At 71.5% G+C, this 18,080-nt stretch carries 14 protein-coding genes and 1 pseudogene; 8 read left to right on the plus strand and 7 right to left on the minus strand.

The annotated features are described in order from the left end of the window. Window positions 1–11: 11 nt before the first annotated feature. On the minus strand, window positions 12–2,837 hold the full coding sequence (locus DEJ49_RS01345; RefSeq protein ID WP_150181966.1) for a hypothetical protein: 2,826 nt from the start codon (window positions 2,835–2,837) through the stop codon (window positions 12–14). 169 nt (window positions 2,838–3,006) lie between these two features. Here DEJ49_RS01345 and DEJ49_RS01350 point away from each other — a divergent pair, with 169 nt between their 5' ends. From DEJ49_RS01350 to DEJ49_RS01360, 3 genes are all read left to right on the plus strand, one after another. Then, on the plus strand, window positions 3,007–3,450 hold the full coding sequence (locus tag DEJ49_RS01350; protein WP_150181967.1) for a DUF3093 family protein: 444 nt from the start codon (window positions 3,007–3,009) through the stop codon (window positions 3,448–3,450). A gap of 385 nt (window positions 3,451–3,835) precedes the next feature. Then, complete coding sequence (locus DEJ49_RS01355; protein WP_150181968.1) at window positions 3,836–4,276, plus strand: SSI family serine proteinase inhibitor; 441 nt, start codon at window positions 3,836–3,838, stop codon at window positions 4,274–4,276. Between the two features lie 153 nt (window positions 4,277–4,429). Beyond that, window positions 4,430–5,182, plus strand: a complete 753-nt coding sequence (locus DEJ49_RS01360; protein ID WP_223832679.1) for a cupin domain-containing protein — start codon at window positions 4,430–4,432, stop codon at window positions 5,180–5,182. On the opposite strand, the gene DEJ49_RS01365 is transcribed toward DEJ49_RS01360, so the two are convergent. Then, a complete protein-coding gene (locus DEJ49_RS01365) occupies window positions 5,167–5,589 on the minus strand; it encodes a hypothetical protein (protein ID WP_150181969.1) in 423 nt (140 codons plus the stop codon). The genes DEJ49_RS01360 and DEJ49_RS01365 overlap by 16 nt on opposite strands. A 30-nt stretch (window positions 5,590–5,619) precedes the next feature. Then, window positions 5,620–6,849: a CaiB/BaiF CoA transferase family protein gene (locus tag DEJ49_RS01370; RefSeq protein ID WP_150181970.1), complete on the minus strand. Its 1,230-nt coding sequence runs from the start codon at window positions 6,847–6,849 to the stop codon at window positions 5,620–5,622. An 80-nt stretch (window positions 6,850–6,929) separates the two neighbouring features. Here DEJ49_RS01370 and DEJ49_RS01375 point away from each other — a divergent pair, with 80 nt between their 5' ends. Continuing rightward, window positions 6,930–7,430: a GNAT family N-acetyltransferase gene (locus DEJ49_RS01375; protein WP_150181971.1), complete on the plus strand. Its 501-nt coding sequence runs from the start codon at window positions 6,930–6,932 to the stop codon at window positions 7,428–7,430. A 41-nt stretch (window positions 7,431–7,471) separates the two neighbouring features. On the opposite strand, the gene DEJ49_RS01380 is transcribed toward DEJ49_RS01375, so the two are convergent. Both DEJ49_RS01380 and DEJ49_RS01385 read right to left on the minus strand, forming a co-directional pair. Further along, on the minus strand, window positions 7,472–8,347 hold the full coding sequence (locus tag DEJ49_RS01380; RefSeq protein WP_150187979.1) for a TauD/TfdA dioxygenase family protein: 876 nt from the start codon (window positions 8,345–8,347) through the stop codon (window positions 7,472–7,474). 272 nt (window positions 8,348–8,619) lie between these two features. Next, a complete protein-coding gene (locus DEJ49_RS01385; protein ID WP_223832680.1) occupies window positions 8,620–9,489 on the minus strand; it encodes an SAM-dependent methyltransferase in 870 nt (289 codons plus the stop codon). A 274-nt stretch (window positions 9,490–9,763) separates the two neighbouring features. On the opposite strand from DEJ49_RS01385, the gene lpdA reads away from it, so the two are divergent. Then, on the plus strand, window positions 9,764–11,167 hold the full coding sequence (gene lpdA / locus DEJ49_RS01390) for a dihydrolipoyl dehydrogenase (RefSeq protein WP_150164077.1): 1,404 nt from the start codon (window positions 9,764–9,766) through the stop codon (window positions 11,165–11,167). A gap of 139 nt (window positions 11,168–11,306) precedes the next feature. After that, window positions 11,307–13,469 (plus strand): MMPL family transporter, encoded by a 2,163-nt coding sequence (locus DEJ49_RS01395; protein ID WP_150181972.1) that lies wholly within the window; start codon window positions 11,307–11,309, stop codon window positions 13,467–13,469. 18 nt (window positions 13,470–13,487) lie between these two features. Here DEJ49_RS01395 and DEJ49_RS01400 read toward each other — a convergent pair whose 3' ends face one another. Beyond that, on the minus strand, window positions 13,488–14,783 hold the full coding sequence (locus tag DEJ49_RS01400; protein ID WP_150181973.1) for an MFS transporter: 1,296 nt from the start codon (window positions 14,781–14,783) through the stop codon (window positions 13,488–13,490). 421 nt (window positions 14,784–15,204) lie between these two features. Here DEJ49_RS01400 and DEJ49_RS01405 point away from each other — a divergent pair, with 421 nt between their 5' ends. Together DEJ49_RS01405 and DEJ49_RS36245 are read left to right on the plus strand one after the other, a co-directional pair. Continuing rightward, entirely contained in the window at window positions 15,205–16,734 is a 1,530-nt protein-coding gene (locus tag DEJ49_RS01405) for an MFS transporter (RefSeq protein ID WP_150181974.1), read from the plus strand. Between the two features lie 42 nt (window positions 16,735–16,776). After that, window positions 16,777–16,905, plus strand: a pseudogene (locus DEJ49_RS36245) (RNA polymerase sigma factor); the annotation flags it as partial. A 105-nt stretch (window positions 16,906–17,010) separates the two neighbouring features. Here DEJ49_RS36245 and DEJ49_RS01415 read toward each other — a convergent pair. Then, window positions 17,011–17,943: a LysR family transcriptional regulator gene (locus DEJ49_RS01415; protein WP_150181975.1), complete on the minus strand. Its 933-nt coding sequence runs from the start codon at window positions 17,941–17,943 to the stop codon at window positions 17,011–17,013. Window positions 17,944–18,080: the final 137 nt, after the last annotated feature.

Consider the following 18,080-nt stretch of genomic DNA (forward strand, 5'->3'; position numbering starts at 1 on the left):
CGTCGTGCGCGCTACGACGCGTCGCGGACCGTGCCCGTGACCACCGGGCCCGGCTGCGGCCGCCACCCCGGGTCGTAGACGTAGAGCCGGGCCTTGAGGGACTCCTCCGGCTCGCTCATCTCGTCCTTGAGGGTGGGGATGCCGACGTCGGCGGTCGTCTCGCCCGCGGGCACGCTCACGAACAGGCCCTGCCCCCGCACCAGCATCTTCGACAGTGCCCTCTCCGGGCGTGGGTCCATGCCGAGCTCGTTCGCCAGCCACTCCGGGTCGACGTCCAGGGTCGTCAGCTCCGGGCCGCCGTCGACCGGCTCGAAGGAGAGCGTGGCCAGCATGTCCACATCGACCGGCTCGGACAGCGTCATCCGCCAGGTCAGGGCCTTGCCCTCGGTCACCCGGTCCGCGACGGGTTCGAGGGTGACCTTCGGCGCCGGGTCGTCGTTCAGCGCCAGCACCCCGCCGCGGTAGGAGCCGACCACCGCGCCGCGCACCGCCTTGATGAGCGCGTCGTGCCCGGTGTCGTAGCCGTAGCGGGTGTCGCCGCGGACCTCGACGGGCACGTCGACGCGGTCGCCGGGACGTACCGTCAGCGTCCGGTGGGCGACCTCGCCCGTCTCGACGTCGGGCACGAAGAACCGGACCTTGCCGCTGCCCTTGCCGGACACCGTGACGGGGACGCGGTAGGTGCGCGCTCCGGAGTCGCCCTCCTTCACCGCCAAGCGGCCGACGTCGACACGCGGCAGCTCCGCGGCCCGTACGGTGGGCGTTCCCGGGCGCCAGCCCCAGGCGTCCATCAGCCACGCCCTGCCGGAGCGGGTGCGCGGCGTGAGTTCCACGGTCTTCACCCGCTTGAGGTCCAGCTTCTCCCGGGCCGCGGACGACAGGGGTACGCGCACCTCGCGACCCCAGTAGGAGGCCGTGAGGTCGCTGCCCGGCAGTCCGTCGACGCCGACCCCGCCGAGCTCGGCACGACGGCCCGCGGCGTCGACGAGCGAGACGTCGAAGCGGGTTCCGGTGGTGTTCGGCGGCACGATGATCCGCAGGGCCAGGTCCTTGGCGCCCGCCAGGGAGACCGGGCGCGCCGGACTCACCCGTACCGGGGCTCCCGCTCTCGACCAGCGCATCGCCACCGCGTCACGGCCGGGTTCCGGGGCGAACTCCCAGGACGCGAAGTGCGGCGACCCACCGGACGTGTCGGGCGGCAGGCAGGCCTTGGGGTCGTCGGGAGCGACTTGGGCGCAGACGCGGCCGCCCTCGACCTCGGTGGAGGCGCCGGGCAGCAGGGCCTGTGTGCGGTGCGCGCCCACCGCGTGGGTCAGGACCCGTGCGGGGTCCGCGGAGGGGGCGCGGCGGCCGGAGCCGTCGAGGAGGGGGCGCACCCGGTCGTCGCCCGCGACGAACAGCCGGGCCGCCGCGGCTATGTAGGTGGCACCGGCGGCCTGCTGCCGCGGCGCCGTCAGCCGGGTCCGCGCGCCCTTGGAGCAGACCGGGTCGGGGGTGTCGGACGAGAAGTCGTCCACGGAGGGAGCCTTCGACTGGCCGGGCGTCCACTCGCTGTTGAAGAAGTTGTGGTTGGCGCCGACCATGTACACCGCGCCGTGCAGGGCGGTGCCGCGGCTGACCCCGCGCGTCCCGTCGACGTAGAGCTCGCCCTGCAGGTCGGACACGTCTCCGTCGCAGCCCGGCAGGATCGTCACGGAGGGCACGTCGGGGGCCGGGTTCTGGCTGAAGAGGGTGGGGCCGATGAGGACGTTGCCGCGTATCTTCCAGCGGACCGGACCGCGGTGGCCGTCCTGCGCGGCGGGCGGTCGGTAGAGGCTGTCCAGGGCCGCGCGGTCGACGCCCTCACCGCCTCGGGAGTGGCCGACGAGGAGGACGCGGGACGGGTCGGCCGGGGCGACGGCGCGCACCACGGCCGGGGCGCTGGACCGCTTGCCCGCCCAGTCCGCCCAGCGGGCGAGGTGCAGCCGCACCAGCGACGAGCGGGCCTGCGCGCCGCCGTCCTCAACGAGGTGGTCCTGGCCGTTGATGCCGTTGGCGGCGATGGAGACCGTGACGTACCCCTGGGACGCCAGGAGTCTCTGGGTGCGCTGATAGCCCTGGTGGCTCGGCACCGGCTTCAGGCCGGACGCGCAGGGCCAGTTCATCTCCTGCTCGCCGCCGGGCCCGTAGCAGGTGTAGTGACGGCCGTGCAGGAAGAGGGCCAGCGGCCGTTTGCCGGGCGCGTCGGCGGGGCCGACCACGTCGGCCTTCATCTCCACCGGCTCCGGGAAGCCGGGCAGCCGCACCGACTTGAGCGTGTACGAGCCGGTGACGGCGCGGTAGCGGCCCGGGACTCCGGGGTCGACCGGGTTGGCGGGCAGGGGCGCCCCGGGACGGACGGCCGGATCGGGGCGCGGGGTGCGCGACGTCCCGCCGGACCCGGCCTCGTCCAGGCGGCGCCCGGCCGCCAGCACCTTCAGCTGTCGCACGGGGCCGAGGCGCGCGCCGCGCAGCGGCAGCCGGAACGAGCGCCCGTCCCGCGCCGCCACGGGCCGGCCGAGCAGCCGGTCCCCGGAGTAGAACTCGACCCGCGCGTCACCCATCGGCACCGGGTCTGACGAGGTCCACACGAGTTCCTTGCCCTCGCCCTTGCCGGTCAGCCGCCAGCCGTCCGGCAGCCTCGCGCCACTCTGTCCGTCGCTCGACGCCGACACCGGCGCCGGGGGCGGCCCGGTCGGCGGGGGTTCGGCGGCGGGACCGGCATGGGCGACGCCCGGCGACACCGCCGCGAGCGCGAGCACCGCTAACGCCGCGGTCGCCCCTCTCAGCACACGTCTCAACGTGATTCTCCTTGCCATCAAGCACATCGGGGCACGCCCATAGACACGGGAGTACACAGGGGTCACACCGAACTCACGTGCCCCGCTTACTCCTTCGATGACGGGAATCGGCGTCCGGGAGTTGCCTGCCGGTACGCGTGGGACACCCCCCGCGGGAGGCCACGCGATTGCCTGCCAGGATGCGGTCATGCACATCTATGAAGAGCGGCTGAGCGTCCCCCGCTCCTGGTGGGGCCTTGTCGCGCTCGGCGGAGCGGGTCTCGCCGTGGCGGCGATCCCCTTCGGCGCGCTCGCCGCGGTGATCGCGGCCGCGCTCGGCATCGCCGTGTCCGCGACGCTCGTGCACCTGCACGGCAGGGTGCGCATCCTCGTGACGCCGGGGACCCTCGTCGTCGGCAAGCGGGTCATCCCCATCGATGCGCTCGGCGCGACGGAGATCCTCGACGAGCGGGAGGCCTTCGAGTGGCGCACGGCCAGGGCGAACCCGTACGCGCTGCTGCTCCTGCGCTCCTACGTCCCCACCGCACTCCGCATCGAACTGCCCACTGCCTGGGGTGGCGCGCCGTACGTCTACGTGTCGACGCGGCAGCCGATGAACCTGGCGGCCGTACTGGCGTTCGCCCGGGGGTGACCTCGGCATCTTCGCCGGCCCCTGCGGCGCCGCCTCCCTGGCGCCGCCAATCCAGGGCTGTAGAGGCTGAAATGCCAACGATTCGTATGGATGGCGGGCGATTCAGCGATGATTTCCGGACGATACGAGTAGTCGAAGCAAAAACCAATTTTACGTTTACGCAGGTCAGGCGTTCGTTTTTGGTTATACCACTGCCATTCGTCCACATGCTGGACAGGTGACACGGGACCGCTCCCACCACCCCTGAGCTGCCCGAACGAGCGTACGGTCACCGCTCACCGGAACGCCACATCCGGAAATCGACCATCCGGATGGCACTCACTCTCCGCACCGGCAAGACTCCTCACCGCAGTCACCAACCGCATCGATCGAAGGAGAGTTCACCATGCGTCGCACCCTCAAGGCCGTGGGAGCAGCCGCGGCGGCGGCCACCTGCGTCCTCGCCGCGACGGCAGGCACCGCGCAGGCCGAGGCCCCGAAGACGGAGAGCCTCTACGCACCGTCCGCCCTCGTGCTGACGGTCGGCCAGGGCGAGAACGCCGAGTCGGCGGCAGTGGAGCGCGCCGTGACGCTCACCTGTGCGCCCCGTCCCGGGGGCACCCACCCGTCGGCGGCCGCGGCGTGCGCCGAACTCGCCAAGGTCAACGGGCAGTTCACCCAGCTCGTGAGCGCCTCGTCCGACGCCATCTGTACCAAGGAGTGGCGTCCGGTCACCGTGTCCGTCGCCGGTGTCTGGAACGGCAAGCACGTCCACTGGACCAGCACCTTCGCCAACCAGTGCACGATGAAGGCGGGTCTCGGGGAGGGTGCAGCACTGACCTTCTGACGGGATCACAGACCCTGACCACACTCAGGGGAAGTCCCGGTGACCTTTCGTGGGGGAAGGCTGCCGGGACGCGGGGCGGCCCCCGGTGTCGGGCGACACCGGGGGCCGTAGTGTTTCCACCGGCACCCGGCCCGGCGACGTCGCGAGGAGTCCATGGTGAACCGACCGCACCGAGCACAAGCGATGCCCGTCCCCTACGAGGGACTCCCCGGCGGCATCGGGGTCTCGCGGCTGACCGTGTACGACTGGCCGGCCACCGACGGCAGGCGCGGCGGAACTCCCCATCTCCACCTGACCTGTTCGGAGGGGTACGCGGTCACCGGTGGGAGCGGCGCCGTGCAGACCCTGACCGCGGACGGTTTCCGGGAGACGCCCCTCTCCCCCGGTGCCCTGGTGTGGTTCACGCCCGGAACCATTCACCGCCTGGTCAACGACGGCGGACTGACCATCAACGTCCTCATGCAGAACTGCGGGCTTCCCGAGGCCGGCGACGCCGTCCTGACGCTGCCTCCTGCGTTGCTCGCCGACCCCGAGACCTACCGCGCCGCCGTCGCCCTGCCCGCCGACGGAAGCGAGGCCGAACTGGCGGCCGCCGCCCGGCGCCGCCGTGACCTGGCCGTCGAGGGGTTCACCGCGCTCCGCGAGGCGACCGAGGCGGGGGACCCGGAGCCGCTCGCCGCGTTCCACCGTGCGGCCGTCGCCCTGGTCCGGCCGCTGGCCGCGGCGTGGCGGGAGCGCTGGCAGGCGGGTGCGGCCGCCGCGGCGGAGGCGACCGGTGACCAGCTCGACCGGCTGGAGCGCGGCGACGCCGGCTATCTGGCGCGGGCGACGGTGCGGTCCGAACGGCCCGCGGTCCGGGGACGGTTCGGGATGTGCGGGCGGCTGGACGTCTACGACGTGGCGTGAGCGGCCGCCACCGCCACGTTCCCGCCGCGTTCGGCGAGTCTGTGCAGCACGCGGCTGCGCAGCAGTTCGTACTCCTCGCGGCAGTGGCGGATCTCCGTCGGGCGGGTGACGGCGACGCCCTCGGTGAGGGTCTCGCCCGGCAGGAACTGGTTGCGGGTCAGGTCGATGTCGAAACCCGAGTCCAGCCGGTTCCACCAGTGGTATCCCGTGCGCACCCCGTCGACGTGGACCTCGGCGCATATCAGCTCGCCGCCGAGCAGGTCGTTCAGGACGAGCGCGGTGACGCCGCACTGGTCCCGCTCGGGGTTGCCCGGCAGCCAGGGCTCACCGGAACGGGGGTCGGCCGTGTCCGCTCCCCAACTGTCGTACAGCGCCGTCTCGATGTCCGTGAGTCGTAGTGGTGTCATGTCGGACACCCTCGCACCCGCCACTGACAATCACGCGTCGTCCCTGGTCACGGCCGCCCGCACCACCCCACGCACGACCGCTTGCTCGATCGCCTCCGCGTCGTACCCCCGCGCCGCGAGCACTTCCCGCGTGTCCGCCCCCGCGTCCCGCACCTCGGCCCGCACCGGCGCCGGCGTGCGGGACAGGGAGACGGGCGAGGCGAGCCCGCGGTAGTCGCCGTCCTCGACGACGAGACCGCGGTGGCGCACCTGGGGCGCGGTGAGCGCCTCGGCGACGTCGTGCACGGGCGAGGCCGGGATGCCGCATGCCGTGAGGAGCGCGGTGAGCTCGGCACGGGGGCGGGCCGTGATGACCTTCTCCAACTCGGCGCGCAGCTCCCGCTGGTGGCGTACGCGGTCCGGGTTGGTGCGGAAGCGCGGGTCCCTGGCCAGTTCGGGCACGTCCAGTACGTCGGTGAGCGCGCCGAACTGCCGGTCGTTGCCGACGGCGACGAAGAGCGGCCCGTCCGCCGCGGCGAAGGCGTCGTAGGGGGCGATGCTGGGGTGCGCGGAGCCGGTGCGGCGCGGCACGGTGCCGTCGGCGAGCCACGACGCGGAGTGCGGGTGGAGGAGGCTGATCACGGTGTCCAGGAGTGTGCAGTCGACGAGTTGGCCGAGTCCGGAGCGGTGGCGTTCGTGCAGGGCCAGCAGGATGCCGGAGAAGGCGAGGATGCCGGTGACCTGGTCGACGACGGGCACGCCGACGCGCAGCGGCGGTCCTTCCGCCTCCCCGTTGACGCTCATGAGGCCGCCGTAGGCCTGGAGGACCGCGTCGTATCCGGGCTGTCCGCCGAGGGGTCCGTCGGTGCCGAAGCCGGTGACGCGGCAGTGGACGAGGGCGGGGTACCGGCGGCGCAGTTCGTCGTCCGGGTAGCCCCACTTGGCGAGGGTGCCCGCCTTGAAGTTCTCCACGAGCACGTCGGTGCCGAGCAGCAGGGTGTCGAGGATGTCGCGCCCTTCGGGGACGGACAGGTCGACGACGATGTTCTTCTTGCCGCGGTTGAGGTTCCGGTAGTAGGCGGAGGTGTCGGGCGCGACGAACGGCGGGCCCCAGCCGCGGGTTTCGTCACCGGCGGGGGGTTCGACCTTGATGACGTCGGCTCCGTGGTCGGCGAGCAGCTGGGCGCAGTAGGGGCCCGCGAGGACGCGGGACAGGTCGAGCACCTTGACTCCGGCGAGGGCGCCGCCGTGCGCGCCGGGGCCGGTGGGCGGAGGGGTCATCAGCTGCTCCCAGTTCGGTCGGGTCCACATATTCGTATACGCGTGCGTCGTGGCGCGGTCCGGATCGGCACAATGCATCCATGATCCCCACCGAGATCCGCACGTCCCGACTCGACCTCGTCCCGCTGCGCGTCGAGCACGCCGACGAGATGGCCGCCGTGCTCGGCGACCCCGCGCTGCACGCGTTCATCGGCGGCGCACCCGACGACGTCGAGGCGCTGCGCGCCCGCTACCGGCGCATGCTCGCCGGCTCCCCCGACCCGGGCGTCTCCTGGTGCAACTGGGTGTTGCGGCTCCGCGCCGAGGAGGAAGCCGTCCTGGTCGGGACGGTGCAGGCGACGGTCACTCCGGACGATCTCGCGGAGATCGCCTGGGTGGTCGGGACGCCGTGGCAGGGGCGCGGTCTGGCGTCGGAGGCGGCCCGTGGCCTGGTGGAGTGGCTGGCGGGACGGCAGGTGCGTACGGTCGTCGCGCACGTCCATCCCGACCACGCCGCGTCCGCGGCCGTGGCGAGGTCGGCGGGGCTCGCCGCCACCGAGGTGATCCAGGACGGCGAGATCCGCTGGGAGGCGAGGCTCTGAGCTCTGCCCCGCCCCTGTCCGCGGTCCGTCCTGCGCCCGGCTCAGTACGGCAGGTCGCCCGCGATCGCGACGCGCTCCGCGACCCGCCGGTGCGGGGCGTAGTCGTCGACGGCGTAGTGCTGCGTGGCGCGGTTGTCCCAGAAGGCGACGTCGCCCGCCTGCCAGTGGAACCGCACCTGGTACTCCGGCACGTGGGCCTGGCGCACGAGGTAACCGAGGAGCCGGTCGCTCTCCTCGCGGTCCATGCCGACGATGTGCGTGGTGAAGGACGTGTTCACGAAGAGCATGCGCCGCCCGGTCTCCGGGTGCGTGCGCACCACGGGATGGGTGACGGGCGGGAAGCGGTCCTGGAGCGGGGCGAGCCGGTCAGGGCCGTAGAAGCGGGCGAAGCCGGGGATGAAGTCGTGCACGGCACGGGCACCGTCGATGCGCGCCTTGACGGTGTCGGGCAGGTTGTCGTACGCCGCCGCCATGTCCGCCCACATGGTGTCGCCGCCGAACGGCGGCACCTCGTGCAGCTGCAACACGGCGCCCAGCGCGGGCCGTTCGCGGAAGGTGACGTCCGCGTGCCAGACGTTCTCGTACGTGGGTGTGGCGCTGCCGCCCTTGTCGAAGCGGACGACGTCGTCGGCGGAGCCGCGCGCGAGCAGCGGGTTGGTCTCGAGCTCGCCCCAGTTGAGGGCGAAGGCGCGCTGCTGCTCGGAGGTGATGCGGGCGCCGCGGAAGAAGAGGACCTTCCACTCCAGCAGGGCGCGGTTCAGCTCCTCGCGCAGGGCGGGCGTCAGCGGGCGGGCAAGGTCGACGCCGCGGATCTCGGCGCCGATGACGCGTCCCTGGGGGACGACGTCGAAGAGCTCGTAGGGGCGCTCCTGCCAGTCTTCGGGCACGCGGCGCAGGGTGCGGCGGCCCTCGTACATGCCGTCGGCGGGGACGCGAGCTTCGCGCAGGGGCGCGGTGGCTTCGTGCGGGGCCGTGGTGGCGGCGGGCCGGGGTGCGACAGTCATCGGGTCTGATCCTTCTCATGCGAAAGCGGACGGGCGGGGTGGCGCGGAGCACGGCTCCGTACAGCTAGCGGCCCGATCGCTCGCACCCGCGCCGCCACGGGACGTTGAACGTCCGTGCGGCGGCGGTCAGGTGCTGGATCATGATCGTCATTGTGGGGCGTCCACCCCCGCGGGTCAACCGTCCGCTACGGCTTGCGCAGCACTCCGCCGTACTCGTAGATCCCCTTGTTGGCGTCGGTCACGCCGAGGTAGGGCACGAGGTCGGGGTCGACCGGCTCCAGGGCGGGCTGGTCGGGGTCGGGGCGCCAGTCGACGAGGTTGACCACGCCGGGCTCCACGGGCTCGAGGCCTTCGAGGAGGACGTCGACCTCGGCGGGCGTGCGGGTCTGCCACGGCACGCCGCCGCCGGCGATGTGCTCGGTCATCTTCGCGCCCCGCACCGGGTCCTGGCAGATGACCTGTGAGAAGCCGACGAAGCTGCCGGGCGCCGCGCGGTCGACGATGGTGCGCAGGATGCGGCGCGGGTCGTCGGCGTCGACGAGGTGGTGCCCGACGGAGAGGAAGAGCGTGGCGACCGGCTCGTCGAAGTCGATGAGGCGCACCACGTCGGGGTGGTTCAGGATGGCGTCCTGGTCCCGCATGTCCCCCATGATGACCGTCGTGGAGGAGTCGTCGGCGAGCAGCGCGCGGCCGTGCGCGAGGACGATCGGGTCGATGTCCACGTAGACGACGCGGGCGTCGGGTGCGAAGCGCTGGGCGACCTGGTGGACGTTGTTGTCGGTGGGCAGGCCGCAGCCCATGTCGATGAACTGGCGGATGCCCTGCTCGCGCGTCAGGTGGCGGACCGCGCGGTAGAGGAACTGGCGGTTCTGCCGGCAGATGTCGACGACCTCGGGGAACGAGGGCACGGTGGAGAGGATGAACTTCCGGTCGATCTCGTAGTTGTCCTTGCCGCCCAGCATCCAGCCGTAGCCGCGTGCCGACGTCGGGACGTCGTAGGGGATGGACGGGTTGGACGGCCCGGACACCGTCTCGGACTGGTTGTCACTCGCCACAGTGCGCTCTCCACCTCTCCCGCAGGATTCACGGAACGTGTTCCTGGGCGCGACACTATCCGGTGATCCACGTTCGGGTGAATGAAGTACGGAAACTCAACGTCCTTGTGGGAGGCGTGGGTTGGCGGGGGTTCCTGGCCGCACCCCCGGGCCGGCCCGGGGCGGGTCCTGTGGTGTGCCTCACCCGCCGACCGTCCGGGCCCGTGCATGACGGATGATCGGGGGCAGAGCCATCCGCACCACCTGATCCGTACCACCCAGAGAGGACCTCCCCATGGAAGACCGCTTCGACGTCGTCGTACTCGGAGCAGGACCCGGCGGCTATGTGGCCGCCATCCGCGCCGCCCAGCTGGGCAAGCGGGTCGCGGTCGTCGAGGAGAAGTACTGGGGCGGTGTCTGCCTCAACGTCGGCTGCATCCCGACGAAGGCCCTGCTGCGCAACGCCGAGCTGGCCCACCTCTTCACCCACGAGCAGAAGACGTACGGCATCAAGGTCGACGGGCAGGTCTCCTTCGACTACGGCGAGGCGTTCAGCCGCAGCCGCACGGTCGCGGACGGCCGGGTCAAGGGCGTCCACTTCCTGATGAAGAAGAACGGCATCACGGAGTTCGACGGCCGGGGCACGTTCCTGGACGCGAACACGCTGCAGGTCGCGAAGTCCGACGGCACGACCGCCACGATCGGCTTCGAGAACTGCATCATCGCCACGGGCGCCACGCCCCGGCTGCTCCCCGGCACGAGCCGCAGCGAGCGCGTGGTGACGTACGAGGAGCAGATCCTCGCCGACTCGCTGCCGCGCTCCATCGTGATCGCGGGCGCGGGTGCCATCGGCATCGAGTTCGCGTACGTCCTGCACAACTACGGCGTGAAGGTGACGATCGTCGAGTTCCTCGACCGGGTCGCGCCGCTGGAGGACGCGGACGTCTCCAAGGAGCTGGCGAAGCAGTACCGCAAGCTCGGCATCGACGTGATGACCTCGACGCGCGTCGAGTCGATCGACGAGTCCGGCGAGCAGGTCCGGGTCACGGTCACGGGCAAGGACGGCAAGCAGCAGGTCCTGGAGGCCGACAAGGTCCTCCAGGCGATCGGTTTCGCGCCGAACGTGTCCGGCTTCGGTCTGGAGGCGACGGGCGTGGCGCTCACCGAGCGCGGCGCCATCGAGGTCGACGGCCGCTGCCGTACGAACGTGCCGCACATCTACGCCATCGGCGACGTCACCGCGAAGCTGATGCTCGCGCACACCGCGGAGGCGATGGGTGTGGTGGCCGCGGAGACCCTCGCGGACGCCGAGACGATGGAGCTCGACTACCCGATGATCCCGCGCGCCACGTACTCGCAGCCGCAGATCGCCAGCTTCGGCTGGACGGAGGCGCAGGCCAAGGAGAAGGGCTTCGACGTCAAGGTCGCGAAGTTCCCGTTCCAGGCCAACGGCAAGGCGCACGGCCTGGGTGACACCGTCGGCTTCGTGAAGATCATCAGCGATGACACGCACGGCGAGATCATCGGTGCCCACCTGATCGGCCCCGACGTCACCGAGCTGCTGCCCGAGCTGACCCTGGCCCAGCAGTGGGACCTCACCGTCCACGAGGTGGCGCGCAACGTCCACGCGCACCCGACCCTCGGCGAGGCCGTCAAGGAAGCGGTGCACGGCCTGGCCGGGCACATGATCAACTTCTGATCGGCCGTCGGTGCCACGGGCGCCCCGCCGCGGCACGAGTGGCCGGAAACGAGTCACTCGGGTGGCGGGGCCGCCCGCTCCGGTTGATCCTGGGCGGAACACGACTGTTTGCCTCGGGGGCGAGGAGAGGCAGTAGCCGATGTTCTCTGGCCTGGGCCGATTCGTGGTGCGCCGCCCCTGGTGGATCATCCTCGCGTGGGTGATCGCGGCAGGCGCCGTCATCTCGCTGGCGCCGAAGCTCACCTCCAGCAGCGACGAGGCGAGTTTCCTGCCGGACCACTACGAGTCCATTCGCGCCGCCGACGTGCAGGAGAAGGACTTCCCCCAGCAGCGGAACGTCGGCGCGATCATCGTCTTCCAGCGCTCCGAGGGCGGGAAGCTGACGGCCGCCGACTCCGCCGACGTGGCGCGCGTCTCCAAGGACCTGCAGAACCGGAAGATCCCCGAGGTGCAGGCCGTCGTGCCGGGCGAGGTCTCGCCCAACAAGCAGGTACAGACCTCCGTCGTCGCCATGCCCAAGATCACCGACCCCGAGGACACCGCGCAGCAGGACGCCGTCAAGGAGCTGCGGGACGATCTCAACCCGGAGTTGAAGGGCACGGACCTCTCCGCGGGGATCACCGGCTCGGCGGCGCAGGCGCTCGACGAGAGCGACGCGTCGAAGAAGGCGGGGCTGCTCGTCGGCGTCGGCACCATCGTGATCATCGTCGTGCTGCTGCTCGTGATCTTCCGCAGCCCCATCATCGCGCTGCTGCCCGTCGTCCTCATCGGTCTGATCTCGCCGATGGCGACCGGTCTGATCGCCTCCGCCAACAAGGCCTTCGACCTGAAGGCCGACTCGTCCATCCAGGAGCTGCTGACCGTCGTGCTGTTCGGCGTCGGCACGGACTACATCCTGTTCCTGCTCTTCCGCTACCGGGAGGCGCTGCGCGCGGGCGAGGATCCCAAGAGCGGCATGGTGCACGCCGTGGAGCGGGTCGGCGAGGCGATCACGTCGGCGGCCGGCGCGGTCATCGTCGCCTTCGCCGCGCTGACGCTGTCCTCGCTCGGCATGCTGCGGTCGATGGGCCCCGCCCTGGCCATCGCCGTGTTCGTGACGCTTCTCGCCGGCCTCACCCTCGTCCCCGCGGTGGTGTCGCTCCTCGGCACGAAGGTGTTCTGGCCGTCGAAGTCCTGGCAGCGCGAGCCGCACGGTACGGGGTTCGCGAAGCTCGGCGCGTCCATCGCCCGCAAGCCCGCCGTCTGGGCCCTGGTGTCCGCGCTGTTCATGGGCGCCCTCGCGCTCGGTGCGCTCGGCTACAAGGCCAACTTCGACCTGGCCGGGTCCTCGCTGCCCAAGGACAAGGAGTCGATGGTCGCCCTGGACGACCTCCAGAAGGGCTTCCCCGCGGGCAGCACCGACCCGACGTCCGTGTACCTCACCTCGACGGACGGCAAGCCCGTCGCGGAGCCGCGCGCGGCCGCCTTCCGCAAACAGCTCGCCGACGTGCGCGGGGTGGGTGAGGTGGCGGCGCCGCGGCTGAGCCCGGACCGTACGACCGCCTCGTACTCCGTGATCCTCTCGGACCCGCCCGCCTCCGACAAGGCCCTCGCGACCCTCAAGGACCGGCTGCGGCCCGCCGCCCACGAGGACGCGCCGTCCGGCACTGAGGCGCTGGTCGGCGGCACCACGGCCGTGTACGTCGACATCAACAAGGCGGTCGACCGCGACTATTCGGTGGTCTTCCCGGTGGCCGCGCTCGCCATCATGGTGATCCTCGGCCTGCTGCTGCGCAGCCTGGTCGCGCCCTGGTACCTGATGCTGTCCGTCGCGCTCGGCTTCGGCGCGACGCTCGGCGCGACCTCCCTGCTCTTCCAGCAGATCGGCAGCCAGCCCGGCCTGATGTTCATGCTGCCCGTGATCATGTACTTGTTCGTGGTCGCGCTCGGTACGGACTACAACATCCTCATGGTGTCGCGGCTGCGCGAGGAGGCCCGCGAGGGGCGCTCCCCGCACGACGCGGCGGGCACGGCGGTGCGCCACTCGGGGCCGACGATCGGCTCGGCCGGCGTGATCCTCGCGGGTACGTTCGCGACGCTGATGCTCGCGGGCAACTCGACGCTCTCCCAGATGGGTTTCTCGCTCTCCTTCGGCATCCTCATCGCCGCGTTCGTCATGGCGTTGATCTTCACTCCGGCGCTGACGGCGCTCATAGGACACGCGGCGTGGTGGCCCGGGCACGGGGACGAGAAGCGGAACGGGCGCGACGTGACGGACCCGTCGGACGAGCAGGCGACGAGCGGCGCGACACGGTCCGGATAGGTGCTCGGGTCCCCCGCGTCAGGCGGTCTCCGTCGCCGACTCGGGCGTGCCTGACGCCGCCGCCGTACGGGACGACGCCTCCGGCGGCTCCGCCCGGACGATCCCCGTCAGTGTCCCGCTCAGCGCCACGCACACCACGCCCGCGCCGACGGCCAGGCACACCTTGGCCACCCCGAACCCGGCCGCCGCCGCGGTGACGGCGGCGGCTCCGAGCGGGCCGAGCGAGTAGTGCGTGGTCCAGAACGCGGCGGTGACCCGCCCGAGCAGATGACCCGGCGTCACCTCCTGCCGCAGCGACATGGAGCAGATCCCGGCGACGCCGGTGGCCAGCAGCATGGTCGCCGAGAGCGCACCCATCACCGGCACGCTCCCGGTCAGTCCGAGGCAGCCGACGGCGATGCCGGCGAGCGTGACGGCGCCGATCCAACTCACCCCGAAGCCGAGGCCCTTGCGCAACCGGGCGACCAGGAAGGAGGCGACGAACGTACCGATCGTGCCCGCGCTCAGCACGTAGCCCACCGTGCCGTCGCCGTGGCCGAGGTCTTCCTTGATCCGGAAGATGATGACGTCGGTCATGCCGTGCGTGAGGAAGATGAACAGGGACAGCAGCACGGTCAGCGGGCGCAGCACGGGGTGCTTCCACAGGAAGCGGAAGCCGGCGAGGAACTCGCCGCGGACACCCGCGCGTTCGCCGCGCTCGCTCTCCTTCTCCTCGGCGGGGCGTGGGGTCGGCCGCAGCCTGACGAGGAGGAGTCCGGCGGCCGACACGGCGAACGTCGCGGCGTCGATCCCAATCGCGGCCACGGGCCCGAACGCCGCCGCGACGAGGCCCGCGAGGGTGGGCCCGCCGACCGTCGCCACGGCGTAGGAGCCGTACAGGTGGGCGTTGGCCCGGATGATCTGGCCGGGCTCGACGATGGCGGGCACCACGGTCACGTACGTCACCTGGAAGAGCATCGCGAAGCCGCCGGTGAGCGGAACGACCGTGTAGATGAGCCACATCGGGGTCGCGAACACCCAGACCAGCGGGATCAGCGCGTACAGCAGACAGCGCGCCACGTCGGCGAGCATGAGGAGCCTGCGCCGGTCGAACCGGTCGGCGATCACACCGGCGAAGAGTCCGGTGACGATCGACGCGACGCCCGTCAGGCCGGTGACGAGGCCCATCTGGACGACCGAGCCGGTGCTGTGCAGCACGAGCAGCGGAATGGCCACGAAGGAGAACGAGTCGCCGAGCGCGGAGAGCGTCTGGATGACGAGGAAGACGCGGTAGTCGCGATTGCCCCACAGCGAGGTGGCCACTGTCTCCCCCATTCCCGGTCCAGGGGGTGAACGTTAGCGCGAGTTGCCTTTTCGTGAAAAGTGTGAGCACAGCACCCACTCCCGCGGGGCCTCTCATTGCTCACAGCCGAAGCGAAAATGCAAGTGGAATCCATAAAGCCGTCAAAAGTCGGTGGCCTAGGAAAGCGAGCGAAAAGTCAAGTCGCCGGACAGGTCTGCTGAGTTTTGTTTTTCACGGCCCCGACCAGCGGTTTTGAGGTGTTAGTGTTTTTACTCGTCCCGAGCCGGCCCGCATTTGCACCGGCGCACCGCTCGGATTGCGCTGCGGCGCACCGCCCCTTCGCGGCGGCCGCCGTCGCCCCTCACACCGGAATGGAAGATGGCCTTCCAGGTCTGATTCCCGTTCCGGCGGAATGTGCCCGCGTCATCCACGTACCTGCCCTGGAGCTCTTTCATGTCTGCTGACAGCACGGCTGTCACCACACCATCGCCCGCGGACACCACCGCGCCGCCCGGCGGCGGCCGGCACCTCGGCCTGGCCCTGTTCGTCATCGCCGCGGCCCAGCTCATGGTGGTGCTCGACGGCACCATCACCAACATCGCGCTGCCCAGCATCCAGACCGCGCTCGACGTGTCCGACGCGAACCTGGCCTGGATCGTCAACTCCTACGCGCTGGCCTTCGGCGGTCTTCTGCTGCTCGGCGGCCGGGCCGGCGACCTCTTCGGCCGCAGGCTGATGTTCCAGGTGGGCATCGCCGTATTCACGCTGGCCTCGCTGCTCGGCGGGCTCGCCCCGAACGAGGGCCTGCTCATCGGTGCGCGCGTCCTGCAAGGTGTCGGTGCGGCCGTCGCCGCGCCCAGCGCGCTCTCCCTGATCGCCACGACGTTCCCCGAGGGCAAGCCGCGCAACAAGGCGATGGGCGTCTACGCCGCCATGGCGGGCATCGGCGCCACCGTGGGTCTGCTGCTCGGCGGTGTCCTCACCGACGCCCTGGACTGGCGGTGGGTGTTCTTCGTGAACATCCCGATCGGTCTGGCCGTGCTCGCCGGGACGAAGACGCTCGTCGAGGCGGAGCGCCACCCGGGCAGGCTCGACCTGCCGGGCACCGTCACCGGTACGGGCGGACTGATCGCCCTGGTCTACGGCATCACGCGCGGCGGCGAGCACGGCTGGACCGACGGCCTGACCCTGTCCTGCTTCGGCGTCGCCGCGGTGCTGCTCGCCGCCTTCCTCGTCATCCAGAACCGCACCGCGAACCCGATGATGCCGCTGCGCCTCTTCAAGGACCGCAACCGGTCCGGGTCCTTCGCCACGATGCTGTTCATCGGCGCCGGGATGATCGCCACCTTCTACTTCCTCACCCTCTACATGCAGCTGATCCTCGGCTACAGCGCGGTGAAGACGGGCTTCGCCAACCTGCCGTTCAGCCTGGGCATGGGGGTCGCCGCCGCGGTCAGCGCCAAGCTGGTGACGCGTCTCGCGCCGCGCGCCATCGCCGGGCCCGGTCTGCTCGTGGCGGCGGGCGGCATGTTCTGGTTCGCCACGCTGACCCCGGACTCGTCGTACACCGGGCACCTGATGCCCGCGATGTTCGTCACCGCCCTCGGTCTCGGGATGGGCTTCGTCCCGATGACGCTGGGCGCGGTCAGCGGCGTCGAGCACCAGGACACGGGCATCGCCTCCGCGCTCCTGAACACCGCCCAGCAGATCGGCGGCGCCCTGGGCCTCGCCGTCCTCGCGACCGTCTCCACCTCGGCGGCCGACGACCGGCTGCCCGACGCGGCCGCCTCGCTCTACCGGGGCCTGGCCACGAAGGACCACGGCCTGGTGGCCAGGGCGGCCGACGCCCTGACCCACGGCTACACGCTGGCGTTCGTCGGCGCGGGAATCATGTTCCTCGCCGGTCTCGCCGTCACCGCTCTCGCCATCAACGCCCGTAAGCAGGAGACGGCGGAGGGCACGGCACCGGTCCACATGGGCTGAGCCGTAAAGCCTTCTCCACACGGTGAGACGGACGAGCGCGCCGTGAGACCCACGGCCGGGACCGAGGACCTGCTGCGCCTGCACGCGCCACAGGTCCTCGGCGCGCTCATCCGCCGGGACGGACACTTCGGCGCCGCCGAGGACGCCGTACAGGAAGCGCTCCTCGCGGCGCCTCATGGACCGACTGCCGCGCCGACGAGGCACGGCGGCGTGAGGCCGCGAGGCCTACCAGTCGGCGGCCCGGGGCAAGCTCAGCCGCCCCGAGGCCCACTACGTTCAGACGCGCGCCGCCAGACCGGCCCCCTGAACCGGCACCTGCCCGGACGGCGCGCAGTGCCCGGCGACGGTGTCCGCGAAGGCGCGGGCCAGCGGGCTCAGCGCGTCCCAGCGGCGCACCGCCCACCCCACCGGCAACGGCGGCAGTTCAGGCACCGGCACGAGACGGAGCCCCGGGGGCCCGCACTCGCGCCAGCCCGGCAGCAGCGGCACCACGGCCTGGCCGAGCCCCAGCTCCGCGAGGAGGACGGCGGTGTCCCAGTCGGCGACGCTGGTGACCGTCCGCAGCACCACATCCAGTTCGCCGAGGCGCGCGTCGAGCCGAGCACGGGACGTCGACCCCACCGGCGGCGCGATGAGCTGCCCCGCGGCCAGTTCGGCGGGCTCGACGCGCGGCCGCCCGGCCAGCGGGTCGTCGGCGCGGACGGCGAGGACCCAGGGCAGTTCCATGACGGGCCGCTGCTCGATGCCGCGCACGGGCTCGCCGACGGTGATCCACGCGAGGTCGAGGTCGTCGGCGGCGAGGGCCTCGAAGCAGCTGCGGCTCGAGCTCATGGTCCGGAACTCCAGGCCGACGCGCGGGTAGCGGTCCCGGAAGCCGACGACGGCCTCGGCCATGAAGTGCCGTACGGAGGTGGCCCCGGTGGTGATCCGCACCGTGCCGCCCTCGCCGCGCACCTGCTCCTTGAGGCGGCGCACGGCGAGGTCGATGCCGCCGATTCCGTCCGAGGCGGCGGCTCGCAGGATCCGCCCGGCCGAGGTGGGCACGACGCCCCGCGCCTGCCGCTCCAGAAGGCTTACGCCGAGCTCCCGTTCCAGGCGTTTGACGTGCTGGCTCACGGCGGACTGCGTACAGGACAGCTCACGGGCGACGGCGCTGAGGCTGCCCGCGCGGCACACGGCGATGAAGATCCGAAGGTCGTCGAGGGTCACAGCGGATGAAGTTATCTCTCGGGGGGATGCAAGGAAACCCGAGGATTGACTGGGGTTTTGGCCGTGCACCAAGATCGGCGAAGGCCCGGGCGGCGACCCGGCGACGGGCGTCGACCCGGGGCCGGCAACATCAGGAA

It is taken from the genome of Streptomyces venezuelae, assembly GCF_008642335.1.
Classification (GTDB): domain Bacteria; phylum Actinomycetota; class Actinomycetes; order Streptomycetales; family Streptomycetaceae; genus Streptomyces; species Streptomyces venezuelae_F.